The sequence below is a fragment of the Pseudomonas helleri genome (genome assembly GCF_045830615.1).
Taxonomy (GTDB): domain Bacteria; phylum Pseudomonadota; class Gammaproteobacteria; order Pseudomonadales; family Pseudomonadaceae; genus Aquipseudomonas; species Aquipseudomonas helleri.
Map to the genome: position 1 here is coordinate 2,265,337 of NZ_CP174501.1, position 20,370 is coordinate 2,285,706.

Genomic DNA, 20,370 nt, shown 5'->3' on the forward strand with positions numbered 1-20,370 from the left:
GGGAAGGTGTACGGCATGGGTTATTGTTGTTTGACTTTCAGTTTTTCGTTGCGTCGTCGCAGCACTTCGAGGGTCAGCAGCATCAATACCGACAGGATGACCATGATGGTGGCGACCGCGGCAATGTTGGGGCTGATGTTTTCTCGAATGCCCGAGAACATCTGCAAGGGCAAGGTGCGTTGTGACGGGCTGGACAAAAACAGCGTGACCACGACTTCATCAAACGAGGTGGCAAACGCGAACAGCCCGCCCGAGATCACGCCGGGGGCAATCAGCGGCAGGATCACTTTGAAAAACACCGTCAACGGCGGCGCACCGAGGCTGGCGGCAGCCCGGCTGAGGTTGTTGTCAAAACCCTGTAACGTCGCGTTGACGGTGATGACCACAAACGGCACGCCGAGCATGGCATGGGCCAGCACCAGACCGGTGTAGCTGTTGAGCAATTGCAGCTTGGCAAAGAAGAAGTACAGGCCGACTGCAACGATCACCAGCGGCACGATCATGGGCGAAATCAGAAACGCCATGATTACGCCCTTAAAGCGGAAGTTGCCCCGGCACAGCCCCACAGACGCCAGGGTGCCGAAGATCATGGCCAGGGCCGTGGCGGCGGGGGCGATGATAAAGCTATTTTTAAAAGCCTGACGCCACTCCTGGGACGACATCAGCTCTTCGTACCAGCGCAACGAAAACCCGTCCATGGGGTAGGCCAGGAACGATGACGAGTTGAACGACAGCGGAATGATCACCAGCACCGGGATAATCAAAAACAGCAGCACCAACAGACAGACCGTCACCAGACCGAAGCGGGCCAGTTTTTCGGCTTTGGACGCATAAGGCGCCATGGTCATGACCTCGCCTGGTTAGGGTGGGTGAGTTTGCCGTACACCCCATACAACAACAGGGTGGCAAGCAGCAGCAGGCTGCCGAGTGCAGACGCCATACCCCAGTTAACGGTTTTGTTGGTGTAGAACGCGACGAAGTAGCTGACCATCTGGTCCGCAGCACCGCCCACCAGGGCCGGGGTCACGTAGTAACCAATGGCAAGGATAAAGGTCAGCAAGGCACCGGCCGCCAAGCCCGCGAAGGTCTGCGGCACGTACACCCGCCAGAACGCCACAAACGGGTGCGCGCCCAGCGAAATCGCCGCCCGCACATAGTTGCCGGGGATGTTTTTCATCACGCTGTACAGCGGCAAAATCATGAACGGCAGCAGCACATGGGTCATCGCGATGATCACCCCGGTGCGGTTGAACACCAGTTGCACCGGCGCGTCGATCAGGCCCAGAAACATCAACGAACGGTTGATCAAGCCATCGGACTGCAACAGCACCACCCAGGCGGCGGTGCGCACGATCAGCGAGGTCCAGAACGGCAGCAGCACGCAGATCATCAGCAGGTTGCTTTTGCCCTCTGGCAAGGTGGCCAGCCAGTACGCCACCGGGAACCCCAGCACCAGGCAAAGCAGGGTGACCACGGCGCCGATGGCGAAGGTGCGGGCAAAAATGTCCACGTAGATCGACTGGTTAGGGTCGGCCTTGACGATGTTGCCGGTGGCAGAGTCGACACGGTGATCGAGCGCGGCCAGCAAGAAGTAAGGCGTCAGCGGTGCCGATGCCTGCTTCAGGGCCTTCCAGTAATTAAGCTCACCCCACGAACTGTCGATGGCAATCAGCGCGTCACGTTTGGACGCCACGTCGCTGGCCGGCAGGTTGCGCAGGGTTTTGCTGATGAGGGTCCGGTAAGCCGGGATTTCATAGCTCAAGCGCTTGGCCAATGCGCCGATCTGGCCGTTCTCTTTGGCGTTTGCCAAGTCGATGACCAGCGCTTCGAAGGTGTGTTCGTTGGGCAACGATTTGCCTTTCCATAAAGCCAGCGCTTCAACGGTGGCCGGCAGCGCGGTGTTCACATCGGGGTTGTCGACGCTGCGCGAGAGCAGGGTGCCGATGGGGAAAGCAAAGCACACCAGCACAAACAGAAACAGCGGTGCGATCAGCAGCAGGGATTTGAACTTGTAAGAGCGTTCGGACTTTCTGAGCTTGGCCCTGAGAGTGGGCGTCTGCTCCTGGGTCTGGCCGGATTGATTGGCGGCGGACTGACTCATGATCGACATCTCAGTGCTTGGTCACGTCCAGAGCGCGGATGTGCTCTGGTGACCAGGAAAGTGAAATCGAACTGCCTACCGTCCAGCTGTTGTTCATGTGCGAGGCCGGCAGCTTGACCATGAAGTTCGGCTGCCCGGCAATTTCGGTGATCATGCGCACGTGGTCGCCCAGGTAGATGTATTCCTGAATGCGCGCGGTCAGCGGTGTGCTGCCCGCCGGTCCGACCACCACCCGCTCGGGGCGGATGCACAGGGCCACCTGGTCGCCCGGCTGGCATTCGGCCATCGGCACGGCGCGGATCAGGCTGCCGTCATCCAGGCGCGCCACGGCATACTGCTCGTCGCAATACATAAAGGTGCCAAGCAGGGTGTTGTTCTCGCCGATAAATTGCGCCACGAAGCTTTTGTTCGGGGCCTCGTAAATGGCGGTCGGGGTGTCGATCTGCTGGATCACGCCGTCGTTGAACACCGCCACGCGGTCGGACATGGTCAGGGCTTCGCTCTGGTCGTGGGTCACGTACACCACGGTCAGGCCCAGTTGCTGGTGCAAGTGCTTGATTTCCAGTTGCATGTGTTCGCGCAATTGCTTGTCGAGCGCGCCCAGCGGTTCGTCCATCAGTACCAGTTTGGGGTCAAACACGAGCGCACGGGCCAGGGCGACACGTTGCTGCTGGCCACCCGACAGTTGCGCGGGGTAGCGTTTTGCGAAATCGGTGAGTTTCACCATGTCCAGAGCACGGCTGACTTTGTGCTTTTTGTCGACGCTGTTCATTTTGCGGACAGAAAGCGGAAAGGCCAGGTTTTGCTCAATGGTCATGTGCGGGAAGAGCGCGTAGTTCTGGAACACCATGCCGATGTTGCGCTTGTGTGGCGCAAGGTTATGCAGCGGCTTGTCGTTCAGGTAAATCTCGCCATGGGTCGGCGTTTCGAAGCCGGCCAGCATCATCAAGCTGGTGGTTTTGCCCGACCCGGACGGGCCCAGCAGGGTGACAAATTCGCCTTCTTTGATATCGAGGTTCAAATCCTTGACCACGGGGCGTATGCCGTCGTAAGTCTTCTGAATATTTTTAAAACTGACCAAGTGTTTCACGTAACCATCCTCACTTGAGAGCAGGCGCACAGCATCTTCGCCAGGGCATGCTCGCTCATCATTATGAGAGGCACCGGCGTGCAGATAACGTCGTGGACCTGCCACCGGGGAACCGGTGGCAGGGTGACCAAGAGGCGGGGGTTTACTTCTGGGCGACCCAGGCGTTGAAGCGCTCGGTCAGCGGTTCGATGTTCTCAACCCAGAACTCGACATCGATAGGGATCGACTGCGCGAGGTTTTCCGGGGTGGTTGGCAGGGTGTGCTTCAAGTCTGCCGGTACGAACTCGTTGGCGTTCTTGTTGGTCAGGCCGTAGGCGATGTACTTGGGCAGCTTGGCCTGTGCTTCTGGCTTGCTCGCGAAGGCGATGAAGTCCATGGCTTGGTTTTTGTTCTCGCTGCCTTTGAGCACGGCCCAGGAGTCGATGGCCGATACGCTGCCGTTCCACAAGAACTTGAAGTTTTTGCCTTCGTTGGTGTTAAAACCGGTGATGCGGCCGTTGTACGACGAGCTCATCACGATGTCACCGGCAGACAGCATTTGCAGCGGTTGTGCAGCGGCTTCCCACCACACGATGTCCGACTTGATGGTGCCCAGTTTGTTGAAGGCACGATCGACGCCTTCCGGGGTGCGCAACACTTTGTACACGTCGGCAGGTTTGACCCCGTCAGCAATCAGCGCGAACTCAAGTGCGTATTTAGGGCCTTTGCGCAGGCCGCGTTTACCCGGGATTTTTTCCAGGTCAAAGAAGTCGGCCCACGAGGTTGGCTCGGTCTTGAGCTTATCACCGTCCCACGACAGGCCGGTGTTCCAGACGATGTTGCCGACACCGCATTCGCTCACGGCTTCCGGAATAAAATCAGCTTTGTTGCCGATTTTGGCCCAGTCAATTTTTTCATAGAGCCCTGAGTCGCAGCCCAGCACAAGGTCTTCACCTTCTACTTCAACCACGTCCCAGTTAGGGTTGCCGGCTTTAACTTTGGCGTCGAGCACGCCCACTCCGCCATCCCAGCTTTGGTCGAGTACTCTTTTGCCGGTTTGTTTGGCGAAAGGTGCAAAAAACAGCTCGCGCTGTGCGTCCTGAAAGTTGCCTCCCCAGGAGACAATCGTTAGATCACGGGCAGTGGCAACTTGGGAAGCTGCTAAGCCAATGAGGGCAAGTCCATATGCTGCAACAGCGTGGCGTGATTTATGCATTATTAGCCTCTACGCAGATGTTGTGATTCAGTGGTAAAAATTTTTACCACTGGAGGTGTCTCCAGGCAAGCTTTATTTTCGCTGACGGTTTAAACCCTGAATCGCCCGATAAACGGTAAGCGATTGTTTTCTCACGTCTAAAATTTAAAAAAGACTGACAAACCAACTGGCGGTCTTTTTTTTAGCTAGAGTAATAAACGTTTTCTTCAGGGGTGAGCCTGTTTGAAACCGTGCTACTTTGCTGCGCCTGGAGTGTGCAACAGGATACGGGATTACCCGACCTGGTGCGTTTAAGTTGCCTTTACCGTGTAAGAAAATTCGGCAGTTCAAGGTCCACATTAAACTTTGGCCCGCTCGGGTGCCGTTTAGCTAAGGAATTCACCGTGACAGAAACATCGGCGACAGGCCGAAGCCCGCATATCCGGGAAGAGCTCCCTGAAAGCCCGCCAGAGGTTTTGGAGACCGCCACCGTAGGCGCAAGGCTCAAGGCATTACGACAAAGTCGAGGTCTCTCGATCAGGGGGCTGGCAGAGCTGGCCGGTGTGCCGCATGCCACGCTTTCGATTATCGAGCGGGATAAATCCAGCCCGTCTGTGAGCATCCTCAAGCGTTTGCTGCGGCCTTTGAACGTCACCCTCAGCGTGTTTTTTTCCGACTCGGCGGTGGTTGACCGCGCCGTGTTTTACAAAGCCAATGAGCTGGTCGAACTCGCTGATGGCAAGAAGCTATCATACAGGCAAGTGGGAGCGAATCTCGAAAATAGTTCGATGATGATTCTCCATGAACGTTACGAACCGGGTGCAGACACCGGTGAAGAAGGCGAAGAGCTGTATTCTCACGACGCTGAAGAGGGCGGCATTGTCATTGAAGGGCGTTTGGAAATGACCGTGGGTGATGAGATCCGCGTGCTGTCGCCGGGGGATGCCTACTACTTTGACAGCCGTTTGCCGCACCGCATGCGCAATCCGTTTGATGAAGTGTGCATTGTTGTCAGCGCCGTCTCACCGCCGACCTTTTGAATCTGTTTCGCGATTCTTTAAAAGATCAAAAGATCGCGAGACAAGCTCGCTCCTACAGCGCAGGTATCAGGTCGCACGCAAAACTGTAGGAGCGAGCTTGCCTCGCGATCTTTTAAATTAATCCCAAGGCGATGCCTTAAGTTTCTGTTCCAGAAAATCCCTGAACACGCGTATGCGCGGGCTCAGGTGTTTGCGATGGGTGTAGATCAGGTAAATGGGCTCTTTGGACGGGATGTCGTAGGCCTGCAGCAAGGGCACCAGCCTGCCTGCCTTGAGATCTGCGCCGATATGGAACTGCGCAAGCTTGACGATCCCGCCGCCGTTCAAGGCGATGTCACGCTGTAAATCCCCTTGGGCAAAGACCGCTTTGGGTTTGATGGCTACTGTGACGGTCTCCCCGTCGACCCTGAACTGCCAGTTGTTCCAGGCGCTGTTAAAGGCAAAGTTGAAGCAATCGTGGTTGAGCAGGTCTTCCGGGTGGTTGGGCGTGCCTTTACGGGCGAGGTACTCCGGGGAGGCGCAAACGATCCACGCGCTTTCACCGATTTTGCGCGCAACGCGAGATGAGTCCGGCAACACGCCGCTGTGAATGGCGATGTCCAGGCCCTGGTCAAAGTGGTCGACATATTGTGGGCCGACCTGCAAATCAACCGTCAGGCCTGGGTAGGTCGCCATAAACTCCGGCAGCCAGGGCATGATCTGGTGTTTGGCGAAGGTGGTCATGGTGTGGATGCGCAGTGCGCCGCTGACCTGAGTCGGGAAGGCCTCGGCCAAAGAGTCTGCTTCGGCCATGGCGTTCATGACTTTGCGTGCGCTCACCAGGTAGGCCGAGCCTTCTTCGGTGAGCGTGAGGCTGCGGTTGCCGCGCTGGAAGAGGCGCACTTGCAGGCGGTTTTCGAGGCGGCTGATCAGCTTGCTGACGGTGGACGGGGTGATTCCGTTCGCCCTGGCGGCCACCGAGAAATTGCCGTGTTCGTGCGCCCACAGGAAGGCTTGCATCTGGGAAAAATTATCCATTTTTATTCTCATCGCAACGAATGCGAGCAGCCTGCCATCAATCACCCACCCAAACAACTCGCCTCACTGGCGAAGGTGGCCCAGCAGTGCCTGCAATGGATGCTGCAACGCTTTGCCTTCATGGCGCTTGACCTGGCTGCGGCAGGAGTAGCCATCGGCAATCAGGTTGCCGCTCGGCATGTGCCGTTCGACCAGTGGCTGCCAGGACTGCGAATAAATAACCGCTGAGGTCTTGGCGTTGCGGGCTTCATGGCCGTAAGTCCCGGACATGCCGCAGCAGCCGCTGGGTAGTACCTGCAACGTGAGGCCAAAGCCTTCAAAAACCTTCTTCCACAGATCAACGCTGCCCGGCTCGTTGGTGCGCTCGGTACAGTGCGGCAGGAACTGGTACACCTGCGGGGCGCCGTGCTTGAGCGTATCGGGCAATGCCGTCACCAGCCACTCTTGCGGCAGAGCCACTTGCGGTGCGCTGCCTTGTTCGAGGGTTTTAGTGTATTCCTGGCGGTACACCAGGGTCATGGCCGGGTCCAGGCCCACCAGCGGTATGCCACTTTGCTCCAGTGCCATCAAGCCTTTGGCGGTGTTGGCCGCAGTCTTTTTAAAGGCCCCGAGAAAGCCCTGCACTTGCAACGGTTTGCCGTTGGGCGAGAAGGGCGCGAGGTAAACCTGATAGCCCAGCCGGGCAATCAACTCGATCCATTGCGCCGCCAGTGGCGTCTCGAAATAGCGGGTGAAGGCGTCCTGTACCAGGATCACGCTGCGTTTGCGCCGCTCGTCACTCAACCGTGAAAGGGTTTTCGGCGTGGCGATTTGCACGTTCCATTGCGCGCACACGGCATGGAAATCCATCAGGCTCAGCAGCGGGCTGTCGACCATGCCGACCACGCGTTCCAGCAGGTATTTAACCGGTGCGGCGCTCATCAAGGCGTTGTACAGCCTCGGGAAGCGCGCAATGTGCGGGATGCTGAATTCCAGCGAGCCCACGGCATAGTCTTTGAGCGGGCGCAGGTAGCGGCTGTGGTAGAGCTCCAGAAAACGCGCGCGAAAATCCGGCACGTTGACCTTGACCGGGCATTGCCCTGCGCAGGATTTGCACGCCAGGCAACCGGCCATGGCGTCATACACTTCGTGGGAGAAGTCTTTCTCGCCCAGCAATCTGGCCAGCGAGTTGCGGGTTCTGCGCAGCACGCCGGTGGAGTAGTTGCCCAGCAGGTCCACGCCTTGCGCCCCTTGCTGGCGTAGCCATTCACGCATCAGCGAAGCGCGGCCTTTAGGCGAATGAATACGGTCACGGGTGGCTTTCCAGGACGGGCACATCGCGTCATCCGGGTCGAAGTTGTAGCAGGCGCCGTTGCCGTTGCAGTGCACGGCGCTTTGGTAGCTTTGCCACACGCGCTCGTCGATTTGCCGGTCCAGATCACCACGCAGCGGCACTTCGTCGACGCGGGTCAAGCGGGCCGTGCTGACCTGCGCCGGGGTGGCAATTTTGCCGGGGTTGAGCTGGTTGAACGGGTCGAACGCGGCTTTGATCGCCTGCAACGCCGGGTACAGCGCGCCAAAGTATTTAGGCCCGTATTCGGAGCGCAGACCTTTGCCGTGCTCGCCCCATAGCAAGCCGCCGTATTTGTGCGTCAGGGCCGCCACGCCATCGGATATCGGGCGGATAAGCGCCGCCTGGCGCGGGTCTTTCATGTCGAGGATCGGGCGCACGTGCAGCACCCCGGCATCGACGTGGCCGAACATGCCGTACTCCAGTGCGTAACTGTCCAGCAGGGCGCGGAATTCAGCGATGTAGTCCGCGAGGTTTTCCGGTGGCACGGCGGTGTCTTCTACAAACGGTTGCGGCCGGGCCTCGCCCTGCACGTTGCCGAGCAAGCCCACAGAACGCTTGCGCATGGTGTAGACGCGTTTCACCGCTTCACTGCCCACCGCCAGTGTATGGCCCAGGCGGCGCACGCCGTTGTCGGTGTTCAAGTGTTCGATAAAGTCATGAACGCGCTGCTCCAGGCGCTCGTTGTCGTCGTCGCTGAACTCGATCAGGTTGATGCCCAGGGTGGGTGTGGCCGGGTCCTGGGGGAAGTATTCGGCGACGCCATGCCAGACGATGTCTTTCATCGCCAGCATCAGGACTTTTGAGTCCACCGTTTCGATCGACAGCGGCTTGAGGGCCATCAGCGCCTTGGCATCGCGCAGCGCGTCCATGAAGCTGGCGTAGCGCACGTTGACCAGAATCGAATGCTGCGGGATGGGCAGCACGTTGAGCTTGGCTTCGATGATAAAACCCAGCGAGCCCTCAGAGCCGCACAACAGGCTGTTGAGGTTGAAGCGCCCATCGGCTTCGCGCAGGTGGGCGAGGTCATAGCCGGTGAGGCAGCGGTTGAGCGGCGGGAAGATTTCTTTGATCAGTTGTTGCTGGTTATCGGCAATGTCTTGGGCGCAGCGATAGACCTCGCCGATCACGTCGTTGCGCTCGGCCTGGCGGTGCGCCAGTTCGTTTGCCAGCGCCTGGCTGTCGAGGCGTTTGCCGCCCAGCAGCACGGTCGAGAGTTCGAGCACGTGGTCGCGGGTTTTGCCGTAGGTGCAACTGCCCTGGCCGCTGGCGTCGGTGTTGATCATGCCGCCGATGGTGGCACGGTTCGAGGTGGACAGCTCGGGGGCAAAAAACAGGCCGTGGGCTTTCAGTGCTGCGTTGAGCTGGTCTTTGACCACGCCGCTTTGCACGCGCACCCAGCGCTCTTCGACGTTGATTTCGAGGATGTTATTGAGGTGGCGGGACAGATCGACCACCAGCCCGTCGGTCAGCGACTGGCCGTTGGTACCCGTGCCGCCGCCACGCGCGGTCAGCACGATGGAGCGGTACTCCGGCCGTGCGGCGAGCGTGCTCAGGCATTCGACATCGGCGTAATCCTTGGGGAACACCGCAGCCTGCGGCAAACGCTGATAAATGGAGTTGTCGGTGGCCAGCACGGTTCTGAGGCCGAAATCACTGGCGATTTCACCCTTGAAGCCTTCCGTTGTCAGTGCGCTTAGAAAACGTTGATAAGCGTCATCAAGACGATGGAGGGGGGCGAGGCGGGCGATCATCGGTGGTATTTCCTGCAGGCAAATTCAGTTCTACATTCACTCGGCGCATGGAGCTGGCTAACGCGCTCGCGCGGTGAAATTGATTTGGCAGGATTTTCAGGGTCTTGGCGCGACAAGGCAAACGTATAACGTGCAGCCTTTGCATGAGGTTTATGCATGAATGGGTGCGCAATCCCACTGTAGGAGCGAGCTTGCCTCGCGATCTTTTGATCGTTTAAAAGATCGCGAGGCAAGCTCGCTCCTACACAAGTGCTGTGGGGATTACTCGGTGGGGAGTTTTTCCAGGGCGGCGCGCAGGGCGTCTGCGCTGGCGAAGGTTTGCTGCGACACCAGGGTGCCGTTGTCCAGTTGCAACCACAGCACCTGGTCGTCTGCGCCGGGGTATTGGGCGGCAATGTTGCCGTCGCGATCCAGCACGACGCGGTAGCTGTAGTCACGCATTTTCGGGATGGCGATGAACTTGCCGATCAATGACGGCATGGCATGCACGTCAGCCAAAAAGGCGACATGGCGGGCCTCAAAGTAGCCTTTTGGCTGGTTTTCCAGCGCTGCTTTTACCAGCTTGGAACCGTCCATGTTGCGGGCCACCAACAGCACGTGGGTGTTGGCATCCAGGGTGTAAGGCTGGTCGTGCTGGTCTTGCAACGTCCAGGGGGTAAGGTGTTCACCCACCGTGGCGGCGAAGCTTTGCATCGACAGGGCGCTTAACAGCAGTAAAAGTGCAATTCTCACTGTGTAGTCTCTCTATTTTCGGGTGGTTTTCTGGGCTAGACGTTTGACCCAGTCGCCGCCACAGGCGCGCTGGCATTCGTCTTCGGAGTCATAAAAAACGTGGTTGGCCACCTGGCGCACGTTGATATTGGCGTCTAGCAGGGCGCGGGTGGTGAGTTCGACCATGAAGCGCGCCTCGCCATCGGCCAGGGCGAAGTCTTTGTTGACCTGGTTGTCGAATACCCAGACCACCTTCAGGCTGGCCGGGAAGGCTTCGAAGTCGACTGAATGGGTGAGCCAGACAAAGCCCGGAATTTGCCCTTTGGCGCTTTCACAGGCTGCGGTCAGGTGTTTAACCAGGCGACGTTCGATCTGAGCCTGGTTACGTTTGTTCAAAGACATGGGTGAATCCTGTGGGCAGCGGTGGCAAAAGCGCAATTGTACGTGAACTGTCCCTTAGCCATTGATCTACTTCACATCGCTAAAAAGATGCGTTTACGTCAAAAGTGCCACCTGAGGTAGAATGTCGCGGTTTGAAGGCTGACACCGCCGGTTTTTCGCAGCCGGGCAGGCTCTCTGGAAAGAGTTGCAAGAGGTGTCAGTACCAATGGAGTCGCATGAAGGTGTCGGGAGTGAAGGAGCTGGACAGGGCAGACCTGTTATCGGCCGCGCCCGGCACTTACCCGAAATGTCACCCAAGTAGCTGAAGCCAAAAGCAATAAAAGATCAGCGCCCAAGGTACATAAAAGTGAGGTCTATAGTGTGCATAGGCCTTATATATCTACCCGATCCAAGGCCTGATGAAGGGCTCGGTTGCAGGCAAGCCTGTCCTGTAACTCTGTCCAGTTCTGTTCAGCGCGCCGTGCCGGGTAGATGGCGTTTTATCTTAGGTACGACAACATGTTAAAGAAGATGAACAAAGGGCTTTTGGGCCTGGCGCTGACCATGGGCATCACGTCCGTGCACGCTGCCGAGCCAAAGCACGTTGATGTCCTGCTGATTGGCGGCGGCATCATGAGCGCTACCTTGGGTGTCTGGCTCAACGAGCTGGAACCCGGCCTGTCCATGGAGATGATTGAACGTCTCGATGGCGTCGCTCAAGAAAGCTCCAACGGCTGGAACAACGCGGGTACCGGTCACTCGGCTTTGGCTGAACTGAACTACACCCCTGAAGACAAGAACGGCAACGTTGAGATCCCAAAGGCCATTGAAATCAATGAAGCCTTCCAGATCTCGCGTCAGTTCTGGGCCTGGCAGGTCAAGAACGGTGTTCTGAAAAACCCTCGTTCGTTCATCAACTCCACTCCGCACATGAGCTTTGTGTGGGGCGATGACAACATCAAGTTCTTGAAAAAACGCTACGAGGCGCTGCAGGCCAGCCCTCTGTTCGCGGGTATGCAGTACTCCGAAGACGCGGACCAGATCAAGAAGTGGGTACCGCTGATGATGGAAGGGCGTGACCCGAACCAGAAAGTCGCGGCCACCTGGACGCCAATCGGTACTGACGTGAACTTCGGCGAAATCACGCGCCAGTTCGTGTCTTACCTGCAAACCAAGCCTGGTTTCACGCTGAACCTGTCCAGCGAAGTTAAAGACATCAAGCGCAACGAAGATGGTTCGTGGCGTGTGGTGTACAAAAACCTCAAGGACGGTACCACTAGCGAAACTGACGCCAAATTTGTCTTCATCGGCGCGGGCGGCGGTGCTCTGCACCTGCTGCAGAAGTCCGGTATCCCTGAAGCCAAGGAATACGCTGGCTTCCCGGTAGGCGGTTCGTTCCTGGTAACCGATAACCCGACGGTTGCCGAGCAGCACCTGGCCAAGGCTTACGGTAAGGCTTCGGTTGGCGCTCCGCCGATGTCGGTTCCGCACCTGGACACCCGCGTTCTGGATGGCAAGCGCGTGATCCTGTTTGGCCCGTTCGCGACTTTCTCGACCAAGTTCCTGAAAGAAGGCTCGTACTTCGACCTGCTGACCAGCACCACGACGCACAACATCTGGCCAATGACCAAAGTCGGTATCGAACAATACCCGCTGGTTGAGTACCTGGCCGGCCAGCTGATGCTTTCGGACGAAGACCGCTTCAACGCGCTGAAAGAGTACTACCCGAACGCCAAGCAAGAAGACTGGCGTCTGTGGCAAGCCGGTCAGCGTGTGCAGATCATCAAGCGTGACGAAGAGAAGGGCGGCGTGCTGAAACTGGGCACCGAGATCGTTGCTGCCAAAGACGGCAGCATTGCCGGTCTGCTGGGCGCCTCGCCAGGTGCTTCGACCGCTGCGCCGATCATGCTCAACGTGCTTGAAACCGTGTTCAAGGACAAGGTTGCAACCCCTGAGTGGCAAGCCAAGCTGCACCAGATCGTGCCTAGCTACGGCACCAAGCTGAACGGTTCGCCTGAGCGCGTTGCACAAGAATGGGCGTACACCGCCGATGTGCTGCAACTGACTCCGCCGCCGGCCATTCCGGCAGCCAACGGTACACCTGCTGCACCTGCTGAGCCGGCCAAGCCTGCTCCAAGCAACCCGGCGGCCGACATGGCGCTGTAAAAATCAGCCCCGCCCAACAATCGTTGGGCGGGGCTCTTTTTTAGCCTTGCAGCCTTCCCCGCAACATCCCTCGCTGCACTTCTCGCAAAATCCCTTCCTGCTTAAGTGTTACTGCGTGCCGAACAACGCGGTCCAGTAGATGCCTGCATCACTTTTAGGGTCGGTCGCATAGGCGGCGCCCAACTCGCGAAATTGCGGGTTCATGATATTGGCGCAGTGCCCCGGGCTTGCCAGCCAGCCATCGACGACTTTGCGTGGCGTGTCCAGACCGGCAGCGATGTTCTCGCCGATTTGCTGGGCAATGTAGCCTGCCAGTTCTGCGCGATCACCTGGCGTGCCGCCGGTGCGGTCTTTGTGGTCAAAGTAATTGTTGTTGGCCATGTCGCGGGTGTGCGTCTGGGCGGCGGTCTCCAGGGTGGCGTTCCAGGCCAAAGGGCCGGTAGGCGCGAAAACCTGGGTGCCGCATTGGCGCGGTTGGGTGCGGGCGCTGTTGATCAGCTCAAGGACCTTTTGGCCCTCTGCCTGAGCATCGCCCAGGCGTGCAGTTAACAGGGGGCGTGCCAGCACGATGCGCCAATCCTGCCCGGTGTGGCTGACGCCGATGTCGACAAACTGCGGGTCGAGCACCACTTTGCAGAAGCTTTCGCGCACGGCTTTCATTGCCGCTTCGGAGTTACGCGGGCCCGAGAGGTTGATGGCTTGCACGTTGACCATCGGGTAGGCGGCTTGCGCGAGCGACTGCTGCAAATCGCCAAAACCGTTGGCGGGCAGTACCAGACGAATATCAGAGGTTAGCGGGGGCAGTTCTTGCGACGCTTGGGCGCCGCATGGTTGCGCCTGGCTGCGATACAGGTTGATGGAGTCAACCAGTTGCGATTCTTCGCTGGCCAATGCGCTGGCGCTGAAGATCAGGCCCAGGCTGAACCCGGCAAGGCGGGTAAGGGTGAAGTGACGGCGCATAACGTTGCCTCGGATCGGAATGCGCCCATCATGCGTTATTTCAAGCTGGCCACGAAAGCCTTGGCTTTGGCGGTGAGCTGGTCGATCTGGCGGTCGCGTTTCTTTTCGGCGTCGATCATGGCTTTTTTGCCGTTGCGATTGAGCAGGTAGGTGTGGATCTGCCGCACCTCGGTAGACTGATACACCGCTGCCACGTCCAGCACGCCCATGAGCCCGTCCGAGCTGTAATCGCGGGTGTTCATCAGTACTTGCGGGCCGCGGGTGCCGATGACCTTGAAACCCATGCCTTGCAGGGCGGCGACTTTGCTCACGCTGCAACTCAGTTCGGTGTGCGGGTAGCGGCGGGTGACTTCCTCCAGCATGGCCTGCATCACGCCCAGATGGCGATGGCTGGCCAGTTCGGCCATGTAGGCCACGCCGCAGGCCTGCGGGTCGTCTTTGTACGGCAAGTACAGGACGAAACCGGTGACCTTCTCCGGGTCTTGTTCATCGGTGGCGACAATCAGTTCTACCGCAATGCCTTTTGAGCCGTCGAGGGCTTGCAGGTACAGGTGCACTTCAAAGCCGATGGCGTACTGATAGATGCTGTAGAGCAAGTTGCTCGGCGCGATTTCCATGGCGCTGATGTCGCTGAGATGGTCAACGACCAGTTGCATGATCTGCGCGTTGATCGGCTCGCTGATCGGTGTGTCGAAGTGGGTGAGGGTGGTCATAAGCGTGGCCTGCGAGGCGAAAAAACTGCTGTTGCAGGAGTGAGCTTGCCTCGCGATCTTTTAATTGTTTAAAAAGATCGCGAGGCAAGCTCGCTCCTGCAGGGGATGGTTTAGCGCTGGCTTAGCCAGTAGTCATGCAAGGCGCGGGCGGCCGGGGCTACGAGGGCCACTTTTTGCTGGTAGGCGGGTACGTCGAAGTCTTCTGGCAGTTCAAAGGTTTCTTGCTCAGCCAGTTCAAAAATCGTTTCCAGCAGGCCGGCCTGGATCTGGGGCATGTCGGGCCATTGCGCCAGGGTCACGCCGCGGCTGTAGCCGAAGCACCATTCTTCAGCCAGGGTCACCGTTTGGCCCTGGTGTTCGGATTCTTCAAAGCGCGGCGCAAAGGTTTTGCTGTCTTCTGCCAGTTGGCGGGCCAGGGTGTTGAAGTGGCGTACGCTCAGCTCGATGAAGTGTTTGGCTTCTTCGGGGTCTTCCCAGTTCGGGTTTTGGCCGCCCCAGATCGCGGGGAACCAGTCGGCGATGTCTACCTGCGTGGGGCTTGAAACCAGTGCAGTAAAGAAGCCATCCAGCTCGCTGGTGTTGAGGACGGAGTGATCGTCGCCGTATTTGAGCAGAGTGTCTTCGAGTACGTCGAAGTCGGCGGCATTCAGAGGCTGGCTGTGCATGGCAGGTTCCTTGGCATGTAGTCCTGGATCAACGTTACGTCAGGCGTGTCAGCGTCAGTCAACCCGAACAATCGAATCAACCACAAAGTATTTAAAGCCGGCTTTGGCCAGGGCTTTTTTAGCTTCTTGTTCGGCGTCGAACTGGCTCAGCAGTTTGGAGTCGTGAATGAACACGGTTTCTTCGCCGTCATAGACTTTGCTGACGTGCAGGGTAACCCGCAACATCGGCCCTCGACGCTTGACCGGTGCACGCGGTGCGGGCTTGGGGGTGAGGGTTGCAGCGGGTTTGGGTGTGGCGGGAATTACAGGTGGCGCGGGTGGCGTAACTGGCTTTGTCGCTACGGGCAGATCAAGGCCGAGCGCTATACGCATTTCGTCCTCGGTGAATCCGGTGCTCATGGTGTGGCTCTATCGTTATTCAAAAACGCGCTTATAAGTGATTGAGTAGGCATAAGCAAGAAAAATAAGCCGCTTGGCTCGATAATTGCCGGATATGTCGCAAAGTTTACTTTTACCAGGAGGTTCAGGTGTCGCGCAGCAAGTCGTGACTGTCGAGCAGCTTGTAGGCAATCTCCGGGCGTTTTTCCAACGCTCGACGAATGGCCGCCGGGATCGACTGGCGCGTTTTGCGACACAAACCAGGCTGGTCGGCGACACGGATTTCGATCCCGCGCATGGTCCGTACCTCATTGAAGCCGGGTTCAACCTGCACCCTTATGCCTAATTGTTCATACATGCGTCGTTGCATGCGCTGCAGATCTTCCAGGCTCTGGATGTTTTCCAGGTGCTCAAGCATGACTTTTTCGGCCTGGCGGGTGAGACCCAGAATACGCAGGTCGGGTGCGGGTTGCGCCAACAGGTGGTCGCGCTCGCAATTACAAGCGCCGGGAGGGCAGGGTTGGCGGACCACAGTGGATGAGCTCATGGGCATGAGCATAGCCATATCGGCGCGCAGTTGTCGCGTGTCAGGGCGCCTTGAGACGCCGGACCACCAGGTCGATCAGTTCGTTGATCATCGGCGCGAAGGCTTTGGCCGTGCAGGTTTGCCCCAGCATCACGGTGCGCGTGGTGAGGTGTGAAAACAGCGCGTCGAACAGAATGGGCGGCAGTTCGGAGAACGAACTGTTGGCCGCGATGAGGCCGCGATGGCGTTGTTCTTCGAGCAGGTTGAAGATCAACTGGTGCCAGACTTTGGGGCCGCGCTCGTACCAGGTTTGCCCTACTTGCGGCACGTGCGCCGAGCCGTTGACCACCAGCCGGTAGAAGTCGACATGGCGCGGGCTGGTGACCACCGCCACGAGTTCTTCAAGAATCAGCTCAAGGCCGCGGGTCAGTTCGACACCCGAAGTATCAAGTTGCTTAAGGTTGATGATGAAGTCTTCGCAGAGGTATTCGACCACTGCCACCAGCAAGTCGGCCTTGCTGCCGAAGTACCGGTAAATCGTGGCTTTGGAGCCGCCTGCTGCGGCTACGATGGCGTCCATACTGAGGCCATCGTAGCCCTGCTGTAAAAACAGTTCACTGGCTGTGATCAGCAAGTTGCGCCGCTTCTCCTCGCTCCGGGTTGCGGTTGAAGGGCTGGAGCGGTGCAACTGTGGCATGGGAACTACTCTTTTTCAGGGAGCGCGTACGCTATCACGTAATCCCCGCGATCTGGAGACTGACGTGCGCCGCCAGCGACGATGACCACATACTGGCGCCCGGTTTTAGGCGACAGGTAGGTCATGGGGGTGGCTTGCCCGCCGACCGGCAGGCGGCCTTTCCAGACTTCCTTGCCGGTGGCCATGTCCATGGCCCGCAGGTAGTAGTCTTGCGTGCCCGCGTAGAACACCAGGCCGGAAGCCGTGGTCGCACCGCCGCCCAGGGTCGGCATGCCCAGCGGGATTGGCAGGTTGGCACGTACACCGTTGATCACGGCGTCTTCAACCGTACCGGCAGGGCGCTCCCAGACTTTCTTGCGGGTGTTCAGGTCCACGGCGGCAAACACGCCCCAAGGCGGGCTCTGGCACGGAATGCCCAGTGGCGAGTTGAAGCCCTTGTGGTCGATCACGAACGGCGTGCCTTCCATCGGGTAGGTGCTGCCGACGCCGTGGCCGGATTTGAGGTGCGACAGGTCGACGTTTTCACGCGGTACCAGCTTGACCACCTGCGGGATGCGGATGTCGTTGACGAACAGGTAACCGGTTTTTTCGTCGATCGCGCCGCCACCCCAGTTGAAGCCACCGTAGTAGCCCGGATAAATCAGGGTGTCCTGGGTGCTTGGGGCGGTGAACTCACCGTTGTAGTTGAGCTTTTTGAAGTTGATGCGGCACATCAGCTGATCAAAGAACGTGGCGCCCCACATGTCTTTTTCCGTCAGCGGATCGGCACCGAACGTTGGCATGCCCACTGAGTACGGTTGGGTTTTCGCCACCCAGTCACCGGCAGCGACGTCCTGAGGCACCGGCTTCTCGACCACGTCGGCAATCGGCTGGCCGGTACGACGGTCGAGCATGAAGATCTGCCCGCGCTTGGTCAGCTGGATCAGCGCCGGGATGGTCCCGCCTTTGCCATCCGGCACGTCATACAGCGACGGTTGCGCGGCAATGTCGTAGTCCCACAGGTCGTGATGCACGGTCTGGAAGGTCCAGCGCTCGCGGCCTGTCGCCATGTCCAGGGCAACCACGGCGGAGGAGTACTTCTCGGTCAGCTCCGGGCGGGTACCGCCCCAGAAGTCCGGCTGCTGGTTGCCCAGTGGCAGGTACACCAGGCCCAACTCATCGTCGAACGCAGGTGTGGACCACATGTTCGGCGTACTGCGGGTGTAGGTTTGGCCTTCGGGTGGCAACTTGGTGATGTCCGGGTTGCCCAGGTCCCAGGCCCAGACCAGCTCGCCGGTGTCGGCGCTGAACGCGCGGATTACGCCAGAGGGTTCGTCCAGCGAGCGGCCATCAAAGACCCAGCCGCCAAGGATGATCAGGTTGCGCGAAATGGTCGGTGCCGAGGTGTAGGCGTAGTACGGCACGTTTTCCATGACGCGGCCCAGGCCCGCGGTCAGGTCGACCGAACCGTGGTCGCCGAAGTCTTCGCAGGGCTTGCCGGTTTCTGCGTCGATGGAAATCAGGCGCGCATCCATGGTCACTTGCACGATGCGCTTGGCGCAGCTGTTGCCCTGGGCCGGTTTGGCGGGTTTCAGATCAGCGAACACCAGTGGGTGTTCGACCTTGGCCGGCTCGTAGTAGCTCACGCCACGGCAGCGGTTCCAGGTTTTGGTGTTTTGCGCTTTTGGATCGAAGGTCCAGCGTTGCTCGCCGGTGTCGGCGTCCAGGGCAATCACTTTGCTGGTCGGGGTGCAGGTGTACAGGGTGTCACCGACCTGGATCGGGGTGTTCTGGTACTCCGACGCGCCCTCGGCGATTTCGCCGGTGCGGTAGGTCCAGGCCACTTGCAGTTTGTCGACGTTGTCTTTGTTGATTTGCGTCTGCGCCGAGAAGCGCGTGCCGGCCGGGTTGCTGCCGTAATGGCTCCAGTCGGTGGCTTTATCGGTGCCTTTTGCTTGCGGCTGGACGGCCAGAGACGGCTCGCCTTCAATCACTCCGTGGGGGATGAACAGGGCGTAGAAGCCCACGGCCAGCACCCCGGCAAACACGGCTGCGCCGCTGTAGCTGGCTGCGCGGTGACGGCCCTGGCTGAGCCATGGGTGCAGCAACGCGGCCAGCAGGCCGATGACCAGAAACGGGGCCAGACGCGGCACCATCGGCCAGAACGTGAAACCCACTTCCCACAGTGCCCAAATCACGGTCGCGACAAAGACAACGCCAATCACCAGCGTGGCGGCGGGCTTTCTACGTACATACAGAACGCCGCTTATCAGCAGCCCGAAACCTGCCAGCAGGTAGTACCAGGAGCCGCCCAGTGTGACCAGTTGAGCGCCCATGATTGCCAGAAACAGGCCGCTTAGCCCAAGCAAAATCCCGAAGACACCCAGTATCAGGTGTCTCCCTTTAGAGGCAGGTGCCTCTTGTTTAGCATTTTTCATTACGGTATCCCTGAAGCCGGCAGCCAAGGCCTTTACATGCACTGCGAGCGTAGGTTTTAGAATGGTACTGTACGGTACAGTTTTTATTTTGAGCCTGTTTTTGTCACAAATAAAGACAATTTGTCGCAGAGGTGAAATTTTATTTAAGGACGCGGGTGCGTCCTTGGGCCGGGGGGAGATAGGGCAACCGTAGTCGCTGCCGAGGAACGAAGGCTGCGATCAAGATCAAGATCAAAAGATCGCAGCCTTCGGCAGCGCCTACACGAGGTCTTCATCGAGGAGTGCGGCGTACAACTGACGGTCGATATTGGCCCCGCTCAAAATTACGGCCACGCGGCGGCCTTGCTGTTGCGGCTGTTCTTTGATCAGCCCGGCCAATGCGGCAGCACCCGCGCCTTCAGCGGTGTTGTGCGTGGCTTCGTGGTACACGCGGATGGCGTGGGCAATGTCGCGGTCTGATACGCGGATCACCCGTGCTGCGCCCTTGTCGATGATCGCCAGCGCGTCTGGTTGTGGCTGGCGGCAGGCCAGGCCGTCGGCGAAGGTGTGGGCGGTGTCGGTGCACACCACTTGGCCTTGTTCAAAACTCTGCGCATACGCATCGGCATGCTCGGATACCACGCCGACGATCTCGGTCTGTAGCCCCAACAGATCACGGGCCTGGATCAACCCGCAGATGCCCGAACCCATGCCGATGGGCACGTACACGGTGTGCAGGTCGGGCACGGCCTCCAGCAACTCCAGCGCATAGGTGGCAACCCCGCGAATCAGGTCCGGGTGAAAGGCCGGTACCAGGTGCAGGTGATGCTCGGCGGCCAGGGCAGCGGCATGGCTGCGTGCTTCGTCGAAGTCTTTCCCGTGCTCGATCACCGTGGCGCCCAGTGCGCGCATGGCGGCGTTCTTTTCTCGGGAATTGCCCTCGGGCACCACAATGCGAATCTTCAGCCCATGGGCGCGCGCGGCCAATGCCAGGCTCTGGCCATGATTGCCACGGGTGGCGGTGACCAGGCCGCGGGTGTCGGGCTCTCGGGTCAGCAAGCCCTGCACGTACAACATGCCGCCGCGCACTTTAAAGGCGCCGGTCGGCGTATGGTTTTCATGCTTGACCCAGACCGTGCAGTCCAGTTGCTCAGCCAGTAGGGGCCAGGCCAGTTGCGGGGTAGGGGGCATGCTTTGGTACACCGTGGTCGCGGCGAGTCGAAGGGCTGTCAGGTCAAACATGGCACACCGTCATCAGGGGATTTGACTCG

At 59.0% G+C, this 20,370-nt stretch carries 18 protein-coding genes; 2 read left to right on the forward strand and 16 right to left on the reverse strand.

The features are described 5' to 3' along the window. Positions 1 to 20: 20 nt before the first annotated feature. The 4 genes from ACJJU9_RS10140 to ACJJU9_RS10155 form a co-directional block, all read right to left on the reverse strand. Positions 21 to 848, reverse strand: coding sequence for an ABC transporter permease (locus ACJJU9_RS10140; protein WP_407730620.1), 828 nt, complete (start codon positions 846 to 848; stop codon positions 21 to 23). After that, positions 845 to 2,101: an ABC transporter permease gene (locus ACJJU9_RS10145; protein ID WP_407730621.1), complete on the reverse strand. Its 1,257-nt coding sequence runs from the start codon at positions 2,099 to 2,101 to the stop codon at positions 845 to 847. The genes ACJJU9_RS10140 and ACJJU9_RS10145 overlap by 4 nt, the downstream gene beginning before the upstream one ends. Before the next feature lie 10 nt (positions 2,102 to 2,111). Beyond that, entirely contained in the window at positions 2,112 to 3,215 is a 1,104-nt protein-coding gene (locus ACJJU9_RS10150) for an ABC transporter ATP-binding protein (RefSeq protein WP_407730976.1), read from the reverse strand. 118 nt (positions 3,216 to 3,333) lie between these two features. Next, positions 3,334 to 4,386 (reverse strand): ABC transporter substrate-binding protein, encoded by a 1,053-nt coding sequence (locus ACJJU9_RS10155; protein ID WP_407730622.1) that lies wholly within the window; start codon positions 4,384 to 4,386, stop codon positions 3,334 to 3,336. A 212-nt stretch (positions 4,387 to 4,598) separates the two neighbouring features. On the opposite strand from ACJJU9_RS10155, the gene ACJJU9_RS10160 reads away from it, so the two are divergent. Continuing rightward, positions 4,599 to 5,405: a cupin domain-containing protein gene (locus ACJJU9_RS10160; RefSeq protein WP_241486636.1), complete on the forward strand. Its 807-nt coding sequence runs from the start codon at positions 4,599 to 4,601 to the stop codon at positions 5,403 to 5,405. Positions 5,406 to 5,522: 117 nt separating this feature from the next. Here ACJJU9_RS10160 and ACJJU9_RS10165 read toward each other — a convergent pair whose 3' ends face one another. The 4 genes from ACJJU9_RS10165 to ACJJU9_RS10180 form a co-directional block, all read right to left on the reverse strand. Then, a complete protein-coding gene (locus ACJJU9_RS10165) occupies positions 5,523 to 6,422 on the reverse strand; it encodes a LysR family transcriptional regulator (protein ID WP_407730623.1) in 900 nt (299 codons plus the stop codon). Between the two features lie 63 nt (positions 6,423 to 6,485). Next, a complete protein-coding gene (locus tag ACJJU9_RS10170; RefSeq protein WP_407730624.1) occupies positions 6,486 to 9,506 on the reverse strand; it encodes an FAD-binding and (Fe-S)-binding domain-containing protein in 3,021 nt (1,006 codons plus the stop codon). A 261-nt stretch (positions 9,507 to 9,767) separates the two neighbouring features. Beyond that, positions 9,768 to 10,238 carry an FAD/FMN-containing dehydrogenase gene (locus tag ACJJU9_RS10175; RefSeq protein ID WP_407730625.1) on the reverse strand — a complete coding sequence of 157 codons (471 nt, stop codon included), beginning with the start codon at positions 10,236 to 10,238 and terminating at the stop codon, positions 9,768 to 9,770. 12 nt (positions 10,239 to 10,250) lie between these two features. Then, the gene (locus ACJJU9_RS10180; RefSeq protein WP_153433994.1) at positions 10,251 to 10,619 is read right to left on the reverse strand and encodes a hypothetical protein; all 369 of its coding nucleotides are present in this window, start codon (positions 10,617 to 10,619) and stop codon (positions 10,251 to 10,253) included. Between the two features lie 498 nt (positions 10,620 to 11,117). Here ACJJU9_RS10180 and mqo point away from each other — a divergent pair, with 498 nt between their 5' ends. Beyond that, the gene (mqo, locus tag ACJJU9_RS10185) at positions 11,118 to 12,764 is read left to right on the forward strand and encodes a malate dehydrogenase (quinone) (RefSeq protein ID WP_407730626.1); all 1,647 of its coding nucleotides are present in this window, start codon (positions 11,118 to 11,120) and stop codon (positions 12,762 to 12,764) included. A 108-nt stretch (positions 12,765 to 12,872) separates the two neighbouring features. Here mqo and ACJJU9_RS10190 read toward each other — a convergent pair whose 3' ends face one another. From ACJJU9_RS10190 to ACJJU9_RS10225, 8 genes are all read right to left on the reverse strand, one after another. Beyond that, positions 12,873 to 13,724: a CAP domain-containing protein gene (locus tag ACJJU9_RS10190; RefSeq protein WP_407730627.1), complete on the reverse strand. Its 852-nt coding sequence runs from the start codon at positions 13,722 to 13,724 to the stop codon at positions 12,873 to 12,875. 35 nt (positions 13,725 to 13,759) lie between these two features. Further along, positions 13,760 to 14,437 carry a GNAT family N-acetyltransferase gene (locus ACJJU9_RS10195; RefSeq protein WP_153438108.1) on the reverse strand — a complete coding sequence of 226 codons (678 nt, stop codon included), beginning with the start codon at positions 14,435 to 14,437 and terminating at the stop codon, positions 13,760 to 13,762. A gap of 110 nt (positions 14,438 to 14,547) precedes the next feature. After that, positions 14,548 to 15,102, reverse strand: coding sequence for a UPF0149 family protein (locus ACJJU9_RS10200; protein WP_153374390.1), 555 nt, complete (start codon positions 15,100 to 15,102; stop codon positions 14,548 to 14,550). 54 nt (positions 15,103 to 15,156) lie between these two features. Further along, positions 15,157 to 15,501, reverse strand: a complete 345-nt coding sequence (locus tag ACJJU9_RS10205; protein ID WP_407730628.1) for a hypothetical protein — start codon at positions 15,499 to 15,501, stop codon at positions 15,157 to 15,159. A 124-nt stretch (positions 15,502 to 15,625) separates the two neighbouring features. Then, entirely contained in the window at positions 15,626 to 16,027 is a 402-nt protein-coding gene (locus ACJJU9_RS10210) for a hypothetical protein (protein ID WP_407730629.1), read from the reverse strand. Between the two features lie 40 nt (positions 16,028 to 16,067). After that, positions 16,068 to 16,703 (reverse strand): TetR/AcrR family transcriptional regulator, encoded by a 636-nt coding sequence (locus tag ACJJU9_RS10215; protein ID WP_153374387.1) that lies wholly within the window; start codon positions 16,701 to 16,703, stop codon positions 16,068 to 16,070. Positions 16,704 to 16,708: 5 nt separating this feature from the next. Then, positions 16,709 to 19,120, reverse strand: a complete 2,412-nt coding sequence (locus tag ACJJU9_RS10220; protein ID WP_407730630.1) for a membrane-bound PQQ-dependent dehydrogenase, glucose/quinate/shikimate family — start codon at positions 19,118 to 19,120, stop codon at positions 16,709 to 16,711. Between the two features lie 258 nt (positions 19,121 to 19,378). Then, on the reverse strand, positions 19,379 to 20,341 hold the full coding sequence (locus ACJJU9_RS10225) for a threonine dehydratase (protein ID WP_407730631.1): 963 nt from the start codon (positions 20,339 to 20,341) through the stop codon (positions 19,379 to 19,381). Positions 20,342 to 20,370 lie beyond the last annotated feature (29 nt).